General features: G+C 65.2%; 16 protein-coding genes. 9 read left to right on the top strand and 7 right to left on the bottom strand.

Annotation, left to right across the window (positions count from 1 at the left end):
* Window positions 1–14: 14 nt before the first annotated feature.
* On the top strand, window positions 15–1,247 hold the full coding sequence (locus U873_RS0109135) for a hypothetical protein (RefSeq protein WP_025127959.1): 1,233 nt from the start codon (window positions 15–17) through the stop codon (window positions 1,245–1,247).
* A gap of 36 nt (window positions 1,248–1,283) precedes the next feature.
* Here U873_RS0109135 and U873_RS0109140 read toward each other — a convergent pair whose 3' ends face one another.
* The 4 genes from U873_RS0109140 to U873_RS0109155 form a co-directional block, all read right to left on the bottom strand.
* Window positions 1,284–1,661, bottom strand: a complete 378-nt coding sequence (locus tag U873_RS0109140; protein WP_025127960.1) for a DUF2892 domain-containing protein — start codon at window positions 1,659–1,661, stop codon at window positions 1,284–1,286.
* 85 nt (window positions 1,662–1,746) lie between these two features.
* Window positions 1,747–2,214, bottom strand: a complete 468-nt coding sequence (locus U873_RS0109145) for an RNA methyltransferase (RefSeq protein WP_025127961.1) — start codon at window positions 2,212–2,214, stop codon at window positions 1,747–1,749.
* Window positions 2,215–2,468: 254 nt separating this feature from the next.
* The gene (locus U873_RS0109150; RefSeq protein ID WP_007926907.1) at window positions 2,469–2,834 is read right to left on the bottom strand and encodes a YajD family HNH nuclease; all 366 of its coding nucleotides are present in this window, start codon (window positions 2,832–2,834) and stop codon (window positions 2,469–2,471) included.
* 50 nt (window positions 2,835–2,884) lie between these two features.
* Window positions 2,885–3,571 carry a spermidine synthase gene (locus tag U873_RS0109155; protein ID WP_025127962.1) on the bottom strand — a complete coding sequence of 229 codons (687 nt, stop codon included), beginning with the start codon at window positions 3,569–3,571 and terminating at the stop codon, window positions 2,885–2,887.
* A gap of 75 nt (window positions 3,572–3,646) precedes the next feature.
* Here U873_RS0109155 and U873_RS0109160 point away from each other — a divergent pair, with 75 nt between their 5' ends.
* Window positions 3,647–3,958 carry a hypothetical protein gene (locus U873_RS0109160; protein ID WP_025127963.1) on the top strand — a complete coding sequence of 104 codons (312 nt, stop codon included), beginning with the start codon at window positions 3,647–3,649 and terminating at the stop codon, window positions 3,956–3,958.
* A 165-nt stretch (window positions 3,959–4,123) separates the two neighbouring features.
* Here U873_RS0109160 and U873_RS0109165 read toward each other — a convergent pair whose 3' ends face one another.
* Window positions 4,124–4,597, bottom strand: a complete 474-nt coding sequence (locus U873_RS0109165; protein WP_025127964.1) for a cyclic nucleotide-binding domain-containing protein — start codon at window positions 4,595–4,597, stop codon at window positions 4,124–4,126.
* 103 nt (window positions 4,598–4,700) lie between these two features.
* Window positions 4,701–6,755 (bottom strand): S9 family peptidase, encoded by a 2,055-nt coding sequence (locus U873_RS0109170; RefSeq protein WP_025127965.1) that lies wholly within the window; start codon window positions 6,753–6,755, stop codon window positions 4,701–4,703.
* Window positions 6,756–6,855: 100 nt separating this feature from the next.
* On the opposite strand from U873_RS0109170, the gene U873_RS0109175 reads away from it, so the two are divergent.
* The 3 genes from U873_RS0109175 to U873_RS0109185 are packed head-to-tail and all read left to right on the top strand — an operon-like array spanning window position 6,856 to window position 8,715.
* Window positions 6,856–7,353: a hypothetical protein gene (locus U873_RS0109175; protein ID WP_025127966.1), complete on the top strand. Its 498-nt coding sequence runs from the start codon at window positions 6,856–6,858 to the stop codon at window positions 7,351–7,353.
* Window positions 7,354–7,385: 32 nt separating this feature from the next.
* Window positions 7,386–8,162, top strand: coding sequence for a class II glutamine amidotransferase (locus U873_RS0109180; RefSeq protein ID WP_025127967.1), 777 nt, complete (start codon window positions 7,386–7,388; stop codon window positions 8,160–8,162).
* A 10-nt stretch (window positions 8,163–8,172) separates the two neighbouring features.
* On the top strand, window positions 8,173–8,715 hold the full coding sequence (locus U873_RS0109185) for a DUF2937 family protein (RefSeq protein WP_025127968.1): 543 nt from the start codon (window positions 8,173–8,175) through the stop codon (window positions 8,713–8,715).
* Between the two features lie 435 nt (window positions 8,716–9,150).
* On the opposite strand, the gene U873_RS0109190 is transcribed toward U873_RS0109185, so the two are convergent.
* Complete coding sequence (locus tag U873_RS0109190; RefSeq protein WP_025127969.1) at window positions 9,151–10,071, bottom strand: LysR family transcriptional regulator; 921 nt, start codon at window positions 10,069–10,071, stop codon at window positions 9,151–9,153.
* Between the two features lie 137 nt (window positions 10,072–10,208).
* Here U873_RS0109190 and U873_RS0109195 point away from each other — a divergent pair, with 137 nt between their 5' ends.
* From U873_RS0109195 to U873_RS0109210, 4 genes are all read left to right on the top strand, one after another.
* Window positions 10,209–11,492 (top strand): MFS transporter, encoded by a 1,284-nt coding sequence (locus U873_RS0109195; RefSeq protein ID WP_025127970.1) that lies wholly within the window; start codon window positions 10,209–10,211, stop codon window positions 11,490–11,492.
* A 69-nt stretch (window positions 11,493–11,561) separates the two neighbouring features.
* Window positions 11,562–12,314 carry a 5-oxoprolinase subunit PxpA gene (locus U873_RS0109200; RefSeq protein WP_025127971.1) on the top strand — a complete coding sequence of 251 codons (753 nt, stop codon included), beginning with the start codon at window positions 11,562–11,564 and terminating at the stop codon, window positions 12,312–12,314.
* Window positions 12,311–13,015, top strand: a complete 705-nt coding sequence (pxpB, locus tag U873_RS0109205; RefSeq protein ID WP_025127972.1) for a 5-oxoprolinase subunit PxpB — start codon at window positions 12,311–12,313, stop codon at window positions 13,013–13,015. Before U873_RS0109200 ends, pxpB begins: the two co-directional genes overlap by 4 nt.
* Window positions 13,012–13,929, top strand: a complete 918-nt coding sequence (locus tag U873_RS0109210; protein ID WP_025127973.1) for a biotin-dependent carboxyltransferase family protein — start codon at window positions 13,012–13,014, stop codon at window positions 13,927–13,929. The genes pxpB and U873_RS0109210 overlap by 4 nt, the downstream gene beginning before the upstream one ends.
* The last annotated feature ends 66 nt before the right edge of the window (window positions 13,930–13,995 follow it).

Raw genomic sequence — 13,995 nt, forward strand, 5'->3', positions numbered from 1 at the left:
AGCAAGGAGTGGGTATGAGGGTGGGGGCGAAGCTGTCGCTGGCCGTATTGGCCCTGGTGCTGAGCGCATCGGCTTGGGCGAAGAAGGTCGATCTGGATTATCACGTGCGCTTCCTGCCCCAGAGCGATCAGGCCGAAGTGCGCCTGACCCTGGCCGAGGGTTCGGCCCTGCGCAGCCTGGATTTCGACCTGGGCAAGGGCGGCGACTACAGCGACTTCAAGGCTGATGGCCAATGGCAGGCAGCGGCTGTCGAGGCCGGTGGCCAGCGCGGGATCTGGCGTCCCGCCAGCGGCAAGGCCAGCCTGAGTTACCGCGTGCGCCTGAGCCACAGCATCAAGCAGGGCAGCTACGACAGTCGCAGCACCGCCCACTGGGCTTTGCTGCGGGGCGAAGCGCTGGTGCCCCCGGCCCGCCTGGACCAGCAGGACGGTATTGAACTGGTGTCGCGCCTGGACTTTGAGCTGCCCGCCGGCTGGAAAAGCATCGAGACCGCCTGGCCACGTATCGGCAAAAATCGCTTTCGCATCGACAACCCCTCGCGGCTGTTCGATCGCCCCGCTGGCTGGATGCTCGCCGGCAACCTGGGCAGCCGTCGCACGCGCCTGGGGCAAACCGAGGTCAGCGTGGTCTCGCCCCTGGGCCAGGGCATGCGGCGCATGGATATCCTGACCCTGCTGACCTTTGTCTGGCCCCAGGTGCAGGCGGTGTTTCCCCGTCAGCCGGGCAAGCTGCTGATTGTCGGTGCTGCCGACCCCATGTGGCGCGGTAGCCTGGCGGGGCGGGATTCGCTGTTCCTGCACAGCCGTTTGCCCCTGGTCAGCGAGAGTGGCAGCAGCCCACTGCTGCGGGAGCTGGTGCAGTCATTGGCGCGGATCAACGACAGCCAGCGCAGCGACTGGATCAGCGAAGGCCTGGCGGAGTACTACGGCATCGAACTGTTGCGCCGAGCCGGGGGCATCAGCGACGAGCGCTACGAGGTGCTGCACAAGCGCCTGGTCCGGGACAGCCACCAGGTCAGCAGCCTGCGAGGCGAGCAGGTGGACAGCGCGGTGGTCGCCAGGGCGGTGCTGCTGTTGCAGGAGCTGGATCGGGAAATTCGCCTGAAGACCCGCAACAAGCGTTCACTGGATGATGTGTTGCAAGCGGTGATGCGCCTGGAAAGCGTCAGCACCGCCGAGTTCGTGCAACTGAGTGAAAGCGTGCTGGGCGAGTCGTCCAGGGTCCTGGACAGTTCCTTGCTGCACTGATTCGCCGGCACCGCTGAAAGCGTCCCGACGCCGGCCTCAGCCTTGGCTCTTGGGCGCCTTGGCCGGATCCACGCTGACGGTTTTGGCGCTGTGTTCTGCAGCCTCGGCGCTGGCCTTCAGGTTGCGCAGTTCATCACCGGCCCGTTCGATCTTTGTTCGTACCCGGTGCATGTCCTGGCGACCTTTCTCCAGCAGGCTTTTCGCCGAGCTGTGGCCGGTGATGCCGCGGGCCAGGGCCACGCCACCGATGGCCACCTGGATCAGGCCGAACAGGCCGCCGCGGCGCAGGCCCTTGCCGACCATCACCACGCCACCGGCCAGGGAGCCGACGCGCTCCCAGCCCTGGACGTTCTGAGGCACCGGGGCCTGGAGCGGGGTGGGCTCGATGGGTTGCAGTTGTTTGCGCTCGCTCATGATCGTTCTCCAAGGGCAGTGGGGGATATAAAGCTGACTGCGCGAAGCCCCCGCTTGTTCCCGGCAAAGGCGCCTGGCGCTGTATTCAGTACTTGGGCCCGGAACGGGTGTTGTTGCCCTTGGCCAGGCGGTCGTAGAGCACCACGTTGACTGTGGCCGCAAGGTTCATGCAACCGGTGGTGGGGATGTAGACCACGTCTTCGCACCAATCGCGGATCTCCTTGTCGAGGGAGCCGTCTTCCGGGCCGAAGATGTACAGGGCGCGATCCGGGTGGGTGTATTCCGGCAGCGGGCGGGCGCCCTCCACCAGTTCCACGGCCACCGGGATGCAGCCCAGGGGCAGGATCTTCTTCAGGTCGTCGATGCCGATCAGCGGGATGTCCTGATGGACCTTCTTGGTGTCGGTAACGAAATCCCGGGCCCGCTCGTAGCGCTTGCCGGTGTAGAACACCGAGGCGACGCCATAGCAGCCGGCGGCGCGCATCACCGAACCGACGTTCTCCGGTGACTTGGGGTTATACAAACCGATGCAGCTGTACCTTTTGTTTGCCACGAGCGAGGAGCCTTGGAGAAAAAAGCGCGATTATACGGGGATTGCCCAGGGGCCGGGGGCTTGTTGTGGCGAGGGAGCGCGCTTGCGCCGGGGCGCGTATCGGCCCTAGGCACTGGCGCCAGGGGTTTTCAGTCACTGCGCAGTGCTGTGCACTCCAGCGCGAGCCAGCTCCCTCGCCACAGGGCGCGGCATGCAGAGAGCTTCACACCGGGAGCTTAAGCCCAAGGCCGGGCAGGGCGCCCGGCCGCAGGCAATCACTCGTCGTCTTTCTTCATCAACCCGGCCAGGGCGGCGAACGGGTTGTGGGTGGCCTTGGCCACTTTCGGCGTGCTCAGGGAGCCTTCGCCGAAATACTGCTGGTCGGTGTAGCGCGAGTGCTCGTTGTCGTGGCAGTACAGGCACAGCAGTTCCCAGTTGGAGCCGTCCTGGGGATTGTTGTCATGGTTGTGGTCGCGATGGTGCACGGTCAATTCGCTCAGGCGCTTGCCGGAGAACTCGCGGGCGCAGCGACCGCAGACGTGGGGATACATCTTCAGGGCCTTGTCGCGGTAGCCCATTTCCCGGTCGCGCTGGGCGTCGGCAAGGATGCGGTCCAGTTTGGAGGTGTTGGTCGAACTCATGGGTTCACCTTGTTGGGAAAGACTGATGACGGTTATGAATCAAGTTTAGCTCAGGCCTTGAGCTTCTCGGCAATCCAGATGGTGTGCCGGGTGCCGCGGTTGCCGTGGGCAAATACCTGCACTTCCTCGGCCTTGAAGCCGGCCTTGCGCAAGCGCTCGGAGAACTGCCGGTCGGCGCTGGCGGACCACACCGCGAGTATCCCCTTGGGCCGCAGGGCCCGGGCGCAGGCGGCCAGGCCCGCGCTGGAGTAGAGCCAGCTGTTGGCCTTCTGGGTCAGGCCTTCGGGGCCGTTATCGACGTCCAGCATGATTGCGTCGAAGCCCTGGGGCTCGGCTTGCAGGACCTTGGCCACGTCCTCCAGGCGGATCACCGTGCGCGGGTCCAGCAGTGGCCGGCCGGACTTTTCCCCGAGGGGGCCGCGGTTCCATTCCACCACCCCGGGCACCAGCTCGGCGACCACCACCTCGGCGCTCTTGCCCAGGTGCTTGAGGGCGGCGGCCAGGGTGAAACCCATGCCCAGGCCGCCAATCAGTACCCGCGAGTTCGGGCGTCCGGCCACCTTGCTGCAGGGGATCTGCGCCAGGGCATCCTCGGAGCCGTGCATGCGGGTGTTCATCAGTTGGCCGCCGTCGCCGCCCTGGATCTTGATGACGAAATCCTCACCGTATTCGAACAGGCACAAGGCACCGCCGTTATCGGGAATCGCAGTGGTGTCCAGCAGTACGAAACGTTTCATGGAGATCTCATTGAGGAAGGCAAAACCGCCCGGTTGGGAGTAGCCTGACGCCAGACAATAGCAATGGAGCCATTGATGAAGCGCACTATTCTAACGGTGATTGCCCGCACGGCGCTCTCGCTAACTGCTGCCCTGGCGATGAGCGTCGGTGCAGCCTCGGCGGACGACTCGCAAAGCGCCCCGGTGGTGACCCCGACGCCGACCCTGGGAACGCCCGGCACCGCCACGCCGACCCCTTATCCGCAAGTCACCCCGCCGACCACGCCCAAGGCCGGCAGCAGCGGCAGCGCGCCTCTGCTGCCACCGATCGACATGCCCAAGCCGCCCAAGGACCAGACCCTGCCGGGCCTGGAGCAGAACGACAACAAGGCCAAGGCGCAGGGGTGATGCCTGTACCGGGGCTAGGTGGCGAGGGCGCCTGCTCTCGCTGGGGGGCGCTGCGCCAGCGGCCGCCTGGTGGTTTCAACCGTAACAACGCGGCTCCGCTGTTACGACCGCTACGCGGCCGAGGGGGAGCAAGCCCCGCGCAACAGGTGCGGGGCAATCAGGCGCCTAGAACTGTTGCGCAAGCAACTGGCCGTCGGCCATGCGCAGGCGCTTGGACAGGGAGACTGCCAGGGCGCGAATGATCTTCGCGGCGATCTTCGGCGCGTCGTTGAGCATCTTCTCCAGGGAGTCCTTGCCCAGGTTGAGCAACTGGCAATCGCTGGCGGCCACGCAACTGGCCGAGCGCCGCTCGCCATCGAGCACTGCCATTTCGCCAAAGGCCCGGCCACTGCGCAGGGTGGCAATGGTCTGGGGCTGGCCTTCATGATTGTTCTTCTGCACGGCCACCTGGCCGCTGTGGATGATGCACATGAAGCTGCCGGCATCGCCTTCGTGGAAGATCGCCTGGCCCTGGGGGATGCTGCTGATGCTGAAGTAGCCGGCAGCGGCGTTGAAATCGGCGGGCAGCAAGAGATCGAACAGGCCACAGTCCATCAGCCAGTCGCGGATCTCGTTGTTGAGTAAGGTCGGTTCGGTCATGGGGTCACGGTCTTTTTCTTGTCTCTGTTGCACGGGGGCAAGCCCGGTCCGGCGTATGCCGGCGGCGATCCTGGGTTAAGACCGGAGCGCCGCCGGGAGTTCCTCAACCCAGGCCCAGAATGTTCAGGACAAAGGCATATTCGAGAGCTACGTCACGCAATCCCTGGTAGCGCCCGCTCATGCCACCATGGCCGGCGCCCAGCTCGGTCTTGAGCAGCAGCAGGTTGTCGTCGGTCTTGGTCGCCCGCAGCCTGGCCACCCACTTGGCCGCTTCCCAGTACTGCACGCGGCTGTCGTTGTAGCCGGCGATCACCAGGGTCGCGGGGTAGGCCTGGGCCCGGACATTCTCGTAGGGCGCATAGGCCTTGATCCGCGCATAGACCTCGGGGTCTTCGGGGTTGCCCCATTCGTCGTACTCGGTGACGGTCAGGGGCAGGTCGGGGTCGAGCATGGTGTTCAGCACATCGACGAACGGCACTTCGGCAATCGCCGCCTGGAACAGCTCTGGGCGCTGGTTGAGCACGGCGCCGATCAACAGGCCGCCGGCGCTGCCGCCGCTGATCGCCAGTTGCCGGGAAGTGGTCAGGCCCTGGGCGATCAGGTGCTCGGCACAGGCGATGAAGTCGCTGAAGGTGTTGGGTTTGTGCTCCTGCTTGCCGGCGCGGTACCAGGCTTCACCCAGCTCGCCGCCGCCACGCACATGAGCGATGGCAAAGGCCACGCCGCGATCCAGCAGGCTCAGGCGAGCGTGGGAGAACCAGGGGTCGAGGCTCTCGCCATAGGCACCGTAGCCGTACAGGTACAACGGCGTCGGCTGGCCCAGGCATTCGCGCTTGACCACCAGGCTGATGGGCACCTGGGTGCCATCGGCGGCGGTGGCCCAGAGACGCTGGCTGACGTAGGCGTCGGGGTCGAACGGACCCAGCACCGGGGTTTCCTTGAGTACCTGCTGCTGGCCGTCGGCCAGGTGCAACTGGCGGACCTGGGCCGGGCGGTTCAGCGCTTCGTAGCGCAGGCGGATGCGTTCGCTGGCGAACTCCAGGCTGTTCTGCACGTGCAGGCTGTAGGCTGCGTCGGGCAGTTGCACCCGGTAGGAGGGCAAGCCTTGCGGGTGCACCTCGATGATCGGCAGGCCACCTTCGCGCAGGCTCAGGGTCATGGCGCTGGCATTCAGGGTCACGCCGTCGAGCATCACCGCGTCGTTATGCGGGACCAGCCGTTGCCAGTCGTCCTGCTCGGGCACCGCGCCGCTGTCGGCGGCCTGGTACAGGGCGAAGTTGATGCCTTCGCGGTTGCTGCGGATGAACCAGGTCCATTGGCCGTCGAGCTGGCCGTGGTCGACGTCGTATTCATGGCCTTCGACCCGGGGCGCCAGGCAGGTGAATGGCAACTGTGGCTGCGCGGCGTCCAGGGCCCAGGTTTCGCCGGTGGTCTTGCTGCCCAGAGACAGCAGCAACTGGCGCTCGGAGCTGGCGCGGTAGCAATGCAGGAAGAAGCGCCCGTCGGGCTCGTGGAACACTTCTTCGGCTGCGGTACCGTCCAGGCGGTAGCGGTACAGCTTGTGCGGGCGGTGGGTGTCGTCCAGCTCGCCGAAGAACAGGGTCAGGCTGTCATTGGCCCAGGTCATGCTGCCGTCGCAGTTGTCGAACGACAGTTGGCTGACCTTGTCGTTGGCCAGCTCCTTGATGAACAGGGTGTAGATTTCCTCGCCGGTGGTGTCGAGGCTGTAGGCCAGGCGCTGATGGTCGGGGCTGATGCTGAAGGCGCCGAGGGAGAAGAAGCCGCCGTTGGCCAGGGCATTGGGGTCGAGCAGCAGTTGTTCGTGGCTTTCGTCCACCACCAGGCTGTCGTCCGCCGGGCGCGGGCAGCGGTAGTGGCGGGCGTATTCATCGCCGGCAGTGGTGCGGGTGTAGTACAGGTAGGGGCCCCAGGGCGAGGGCAGCGACAGGTCGGTCTCGAGGATCCGGCCCTTGATCTCCTGGAACAGTGTTTCGCGCAGGGGCGCCTGATGGGCCAACTGAGCGTCCAGGTAGCTGTTTTCAGCGTTCAGGTAGTCGAGCACCGCATCGGTGTCGCGTTCCTGCAACCAGGCATACGGGTCAGCGCCTTCGGCCTTGTGGGCAATCGGGGCGCTGGTGTCGTTGGCGGGTAAGGGCATGGGTGGCTCTCGAACGATGACAAATGAGGGCTTGGCAGACGGCGGTGCAGCCTGACACGGGAAAAGTCGTTATCATAAGCGCCTCTTTGCCTGCCTTGCCATGGACACCATGACCGAGAACGACTATCTGATCGCCTGGGGCCTCTACGCCTTCGCCGCCTTGGGCTGCCTGCTGGTATGGATGCGCCTGACCCGCTGGATGTGGCGCTGGCTGCGCGAGCCGCTGCGTGTATTGGTGGCGGTGCTGCTGTTCAGCCCGACCATCATCGACCCGGTCAAGGAAAAACTGGCCCCGGCCGTGGCCATCACCGCCCTGGACATCGCCTTCAAGGTGGGCAACAACGCCTGGCGAGCGGTCTCCGACCTGTTCATGTACGGCATGATCGCCTTTGGCCTGTACCTGCTCTTCGTGCTGGTCCGCTGGCCCATCGAGCGTTCGGCCAGGGAGCGCCGGGAGCGCAACGAAGCGGTGAAAGCCGCGGCCAAGGTCGCCGAAGTGGAAGACGACCAGCCCTTTGGCGGTGCCGGCAACGACCGCTATGGCCGTGCTCCGGCTGGCAGTGCCCCCCTGAACACGCGGGTCGAGCCGCGTTTGTAACGCTGCCCCGGCATTGAAGCGAGAGTCCGAACATGTGTGAGTTGTTGGGCATGAGCGCCAATGTACCGACCGATATCGTCTTCAGCTTTACCGGGCTGATGCAGCGTGGTGGCCGCACCGGTCCCCATCGCGACGGTTGGGGCATCGCATTCTACGAAGGCCGTGGCCTGCGCCTGTTCCAGGACCCAGCGGCCAGCAGCGAGTCGGAAGTGGCCAACCTGGTGCAGCGCTACCCGATCAAGAGCGAAGTGGTGATCGGCCATATCCGCCAGGCCAACGTCGGCAAGGTCTGCCTGGCCAACACCCATCCCTTTGTCCGTGAACTGTGGGGGCGCAACTGGTGCTTTGCCCACAACGGCCAACTGGCGGACTTTCACCCGAGCCTCAGCTTCTACCGCCCGGTGGGGGATACCGACAGCGAGGCGGCATTCTGCGACCTGCTCAACCGAGTGCGCGAGGCCTTCCCCGAGCCGGTGGAGATCGAGCAACTGCTGCCGACCCTGATCCAGGCCTGCAGCGAATACCGCAGCAAGGGTGTGTTCAACGGCCTGCTCAGCGACGGCGACTGGCTGTTCTGCTATTGCTCGACCAAGCTGGCACAGATCACCCGGCGCGCGCCGTTCGGCCCGGCCCGGCTGAAGGACGTCGATGTGATCGTCGACTTCCAGGCCGAAACCACGCCCAACGACGTGGTCACGGTGATCGCCACCGAACCCTTGACCGAAAACGAAACCTGGACCCGCTACCAACCGGGCCAGTGGAGCCTGTGGCGGCGCGGTGAATGCGTCAGCCAGGGCCAGACCGAATAAGGACATCCCTATGTTGCTCAGTTATCTGCGGCTGGTGCTGTTCGCCGCCGGCCTGTTGATCGGTGTGCAAGTGCCGGGTTTCATCAGCGACTACGCCAAGCGTGTCGAAGCCCACATGATCGAATCGCAGAACAGCCTGCAAGGCTTCCAGGGCACCGCCCAGCAGTTCTTCAAGGGTGACCTGAACGCCCTGGTGGCGCACTACCGGGCCAGCGATGACCCGGTGTTTCGCAGCGACGCCGAAAGCCTGAGCGCCTTGCTCAACCGTCAGTTGGCCCTGGACAAGCAGTACCAGGCGATGCAGGGGCCGTGGTACATCCGCATGCTGCAAGTGGTTCTGGCCGCGGATCCGGCGATTCGCAAGGAGACCTGGGATGGCTACAGCTACCAGATCCTGCTGACCCCGGAGGCGATGATCTGGGGCATGAGCGGCGCCTTGCTGCTGTCGTTCGGGCTGGAATGCCTGTACCGGCTGATCGACTGGGTGGTGCTGGGCGGCCGGCGCCTGCGCCAGAGCCGGCCGATCGAAGAGCGCGACCTCAAAGGCCTCTGACCCCCTGTAGGAGCCGGCTTGCCGGCGAAGGGGCCCGCAAGCCCTGCACCTGGCCGAAGATCGCCTTCGCTGGCAAGCCAGCTCCTACGGTAGTCGTATCGAGTTGGTTCTCTGTGTGTAGGAGCCGGCTTGCCGGCGAAGGGGCCCGCAAGCCCTGCACCTGGCTGAAGATCGCCTTCGCTGGCAAGCCAGCTCCTACGGGAGTTGTGTCGAGGTGGTTCTCTGTGTAGGAGCCGGCTTGCCGGCGAAGAGGCCCGCAAGCCTTGCACCTGGCTGAAGATCGCTTTCGCTGGCAAGCCAGCTCCTACGGGAGTCGTGTCGAGTTGGTTCTCTGTGTAGGAGCCGGCTTGCCGGCGAAGGGGCCCGCAAGCCCTGCATCTGGCTGAAGATCGCTTTCGCTGGCAAGCCAGCTCCTACAAAGGGGGATGGCGGTTTTTACTGGGGGGCGATCAGCACCAGGTAATCCTCGCCGACCTTTTGCCCATAGCGCTGCACCACGCGCTGGCACAGCTCGACAATGTCCTCCACCAATTCCACTCCCACCCGCCATGACACCACCACCTGCAGGTTCGGTGGACGCTGTTCGATGGCCAGCAGGGTCAGTTCGCCCCGGGCCAGTTCCTCGCGCACCAGCACCGGCGGCAGGGCGCCAATCCCGAAGCCGTCCCTGAGCAGGCGGGTGATGGCCGACACCGAGTTGACGCAATTGAGCCGTGGCGCCAGCACCCCGTTGGCCTGCATCAGGCCGAGCACTTGCTGGTGGGGCAGGGAGTTCTTCGAATAGGTGATGATCCGCTCCCGGGCCAGCTCGGCGAGATTGGCGTAGTCGCGGTTGTAGATCGAATTGCTGGCAGCAATCCAGCCCACCGGGTGGCTGGCCAGCTCCAGGCTGCGGATGCTCTCCTGGCGCAGCAGGTCGGTCTGCAGCACCAGGTCGAGAAAGCCTTTTTGCAGTTGCTCGCACAGGTTCAGCGAGGTGTCGGCCACCAGTTCGATTTCCACTTGCGGGTAGTGGTCCATCATCTCCGCCACCAGGGGGCTGAGCCAGGTGTGGATCACCGTGTCCATGACGCCGATGCGAATCCGCCCGACCTTGCTCGACGGCGCCTCGATCGATTGTTTCAGCGCCTGCAGGGTGTCGAGCATCTGCTCGGCGTGCTCCAGCACCTTGAGGCCTTCCGGGGTCAGGCTGACGCCGCGGGAGTCGCGCAGGAACAGCTTCACCCCCAACTCGCCCTCCAGTACCGCGATCCGGCTGGAGATGGCCGCCTGGGTGGTGAAGAGTTTGTCCGCGGTGAGGCTGAAGCTCTTCAGCCGCGCGACCCAGACGAAGGTTTCGAGAAACTTGAGATTCATGGGATCAACTTTTCTTATGCCTTGGGGCGGTTTTTATTAGTTGGACGCCGGTTGTGCCTGAACCGAAGAATGGCTCAACCCACGATATGCGTCGTCGGGGCCCAGAACAACACCAATAAATTACCCTGGAGATCGCCATGAGTGCGCCCGAAACACTGGCCGCCAAGGCTTCGCGCCGCGCCGGCCCGTTTGACTGGTACCGGGACATCAATCAGCAGGAACGCCGGACATTCTGGAGCTGCAAGATAGGTTATGGCCTGGATGGCATGGACACCCAGATGCTCAGCTTCGTGATTCCGACCCTGATCGCGCTGTGGGGCATCACTTCCGCCGAAGCCGGCCTGATCCATACCAGCACCTTGCTGGCCTCGGCCCTGGGCGGCTGGATTGCCGGCATCCTTTCCGACCGCATCGGCCGAGTACGCACCCTGCAACTCACGGTACTGTGGTTTGCCGTCTTCACCTTTCTCTGCGGCCTTGCGCAGAACTACGAACAGTTGCTGATCGCCCGCACCCTGATGGGCTTCGGTTTCGGTGGCGAATGGACCGCCGGCGCGGTGCTGATCGGCGAAGTGATCCGCGCCAAGAACCGCGGCAAGGCGGTGGGCATGGTGCAGTCCGGCTGGGCTCTGGGCTGGGGGCTGACGGCGCTGCTGTATGCGCTGCTGTTCTCCCTGCTGCCACCGGAAGATGCCTGGCGCGGGCTGTTCCTGCTGGGCATCCTGCCGGCGATCTTCGTGATCTTCGTCCGCCGCCTGGTCAAGGACCCCGAGGTCTACCGGGAAACCAAGGCGCGCGAAGTGCCGAGCAACCCGGCGCGCTTCTACGAGATCTTCGCTCCAGGGATTCTCAGCACCACCCTGCGTGCTTCACTTTTGGCGGCAGGCGCCCAGGGCGGCTACTACGCCATCACCTTCTGGCTGCCGACCTTCCTCAAGACCGAGCGCGGCCTGAGCGTGCTCAGCACCGGTGGCTACCTGGCCATGGTGATCTTCGGCTCCTACGCGGGCTATGTGATCAGCGCCTACCTGACGGATATTCTCGGGCGCAAGAAGAACTTCGTGCTGTTCGCCGCGGGCTCCTTCACCATTGTCCTGCTCTATACGCAAATGCCGGTGAGCAACGCGGTGATGCTCTGGCTGGGCTTTCCCCTGGGCTTTTTCGCCTCGGGCATCTTCAGTGGCATGGGCGCCTTCCTCACTGAACTGTTCCCCACGCGGATCCGCGGTTCCGGCCAGGGTTTCTGCTACAACAGCGGCCGGGCGCTGGCGGCGCTGTTCCCGCTGCTGATCGGCCTGCTCAGCCAGCATGTGCCCCTGAGCGTAGCCATCGGCAGCTTTGCCGCGGTGTCCTACGGGGTGGTGGTGCTGGCAGCCCTGAGCCTGCCGGAAACCCGGGGCAAGGAACTTGAGGCGCGCTAACTGATAATCTGCGGGGCAGAGCGCGTGCCGCCCCACAGCTACCCTATAAAAACCACAGGAGCACTGACCGTGAGCCGCCTGTTATTGAATTGCGACATCGGCGAAAGCTTTGGCAACTGGACCCTGGGCCTGGATGCCGAGGTGATGCCCTTTATCGACTGCGCCAACATTGCCTGCGGCTTCCATGCCGGCGACCCGGGCATCATGCGCAAGACCGTGGCCCTGGCCCTGGCCAATGGTGTGCGCATCGGCGCCCACCCGGCGTACCAGGACCTGGCCGGCTTTGGCCGCCGCTCCATGAGCTACTCGCCCCAGGAAATCCAGGACCTGCTGCACTACCAGATCGGCGCGCTGGACGGCATCTGCCGGGCCCAGGGCGGCCGGGTCGAGTACGTCAAACCCCACGGCGCGATGTACAACGACATGATGGCCAAGCCGACCCAGCTGCGAGCGGTGATCCAGGCGGTGGCGGCCTACGACCCGCAACTGCCGCTGATGCTCATGGCCACCCGCGACAACAGCGCGGCCCAGGCCCTGGGCGACGAGTTCGGCGTGACCCTGTGGTTCGAGGCCTTTGCCGATCGCGCCTACGACAGTGCCGGGCACCTGGTGTCGCGGCAATTGCCCGGGGCGGTGCACCACGATGCGCAAACCATCCTCCAGCAGGCCCTGACCATTGCCCGGGGCGAAACCCTGACCGCCAGCGACGGCAGCGCCTTGCTGCTGCACGCCAACACCCTGTGCGTGCATGGCGACAACGCCAGTTCGGTGGCGGCGGTGCAGCGCATTCGCGAGGCCCTGAACCAGCAGTCCGGCCTATGAAGCCACAGGTTGAAGTAGTTGCCATCGACTGCCTGATGGTGCGTCTGTTCGAGGTGATCGCCGAGGACAACATGCCCTGGATGCTGGCCGCCGCCGAAGGGCTGCGGCGGGCCTTTGGCGAGTCGCTGGTCGATCTGGTGCCGTCCTACACCACGCTGATGGTGCATTACGACTTGCTGGCCCTGAGCCCGTCCGAGGCCCGGCAGCGGATCGAGGTCGCCTTGACCGATCTCACGCCAGGCACCACTCAGGCCGGGCGCGAGCATGTGCTGCCGGTGTGGTACGACCTCAGTGTCGGGCCGGAGCTGAAGTTGTTGTCCCGGCGCAGCGGGCTGTCGGTGGCCGAGGTGATCGAGCGTCACAGCCAGCGTGAATATCAAGTGTTTGCCCTGGGCTTCGCGCCCGGATTCGCCTTCATGGGCCTGGTGGAAGAGGCGCTGGCGAGCCCCCGCTTGAACACCCCGCGCAAGCGTGTGGCAGCCGGCAGCGTCGGCATTGCCGAACGGCAGACCGCGGCTTACCCGGTGGTATCGCCGGGAGGGTGGAACCTGATCGGCCGCACCCCAAGCCGCTTGTTCGACCGCGAGCGCGACGGCTACAGCCTGATGCAACCAGGGGACCGGGTGCGCTTTGCCGCGGTGGAGCGGGCCGAGTTCCTGCGCCTGGGGGGCGATGACACGCCACTGGAGGTGCCGGCATGAGCCGTTTGCTGATCGAGGCCAGCACCCCGCTGTGCCTGCTGCAGGATGCCGGGCGTTTTGGCGTGCGCCACCTGGGGGTGACCCAGGGCGGAGCGCTGGACTGGGTCTCCATGTCCTGGGCCAACTGGTTGCTGGGCAATGCCCTGGATGCGCCCGTGGTGGAAATCACCCTCGGCGGCTTGACCCTGGTGGCCGAGGACTATTGCCTGCTGGCCCTGGCCGGCGCTGATCTTGGGGCTTATGTGGATGAGCGGCCGTTGACCCCGGGGCGCAGTTTTGTCCTGCAAAAAGGCCAGCGCCTGCGTTTCACTCAACCCTTCTTCGGTGCGCGGGCGTACCTGGCGGCGCCGGGCGGTTTCGATGCGCCCAGGGTGCTGGGCAGTTGTGCCAGCGTGCTGCGCGAATCCCTGGGTGGGCTCGACGGTCATGGCCGGGCGCTGAGCGAGGGCGCCTGGCTGGGCTATTCAGGGCAGGGTGGGGCGCTCAAGAGCCTGTCGCCCGCGCAGTTGACGGATTGGCAATCCGCGGCCCCCCTGGAGGTGATCCTGGGTGCGCAGATTGGCCAGTTCAGCGGCTTGAGCCTGTTCGATGCCTTCAACAGCCGTTGGACCCTGGACAGCCGTGCCGACCGCATGGGCGCGCGCCTGCTGGGGCCACAATTGCAGTATCAGGGACCACCGATGATTTCCGAGGGCATTCCCCTGGGGGCGATCCAGGTGCCGCCGGATGGCCAGCCGATCGTTCTGCTCAATGATCGGCAGACCATTGGCGGTTATCCGCGACTGGGGGCGCTGACGCCGTTGTCCCTGGCGCGGCTGGCACAGTGCCTGCCGGGCAGTGAGCTGCGTTTGGCGCCGGTGGTACAGGAGACGGCGCATCAGCAGCAGGTGGCGTTCTTGCGGCGTTTTGGGTGATGGACAAGCGCTTCGCCGGCCAGCCGGCTCCTACAGGGTTGGGTAGGAGCCAGCTGGCTGGCGAAC

Origin of the sequence: Pseudomonas sp. PH1b (assembly GCF_000633395.1) — a bacterium.
Taxonomy (GTDB): domain Bacteria; phylum Pseudomonadota; class Gammaproteobacteria; order Pseudomonadales; family Pseudomonadaceae; genus Aquipseudomonas.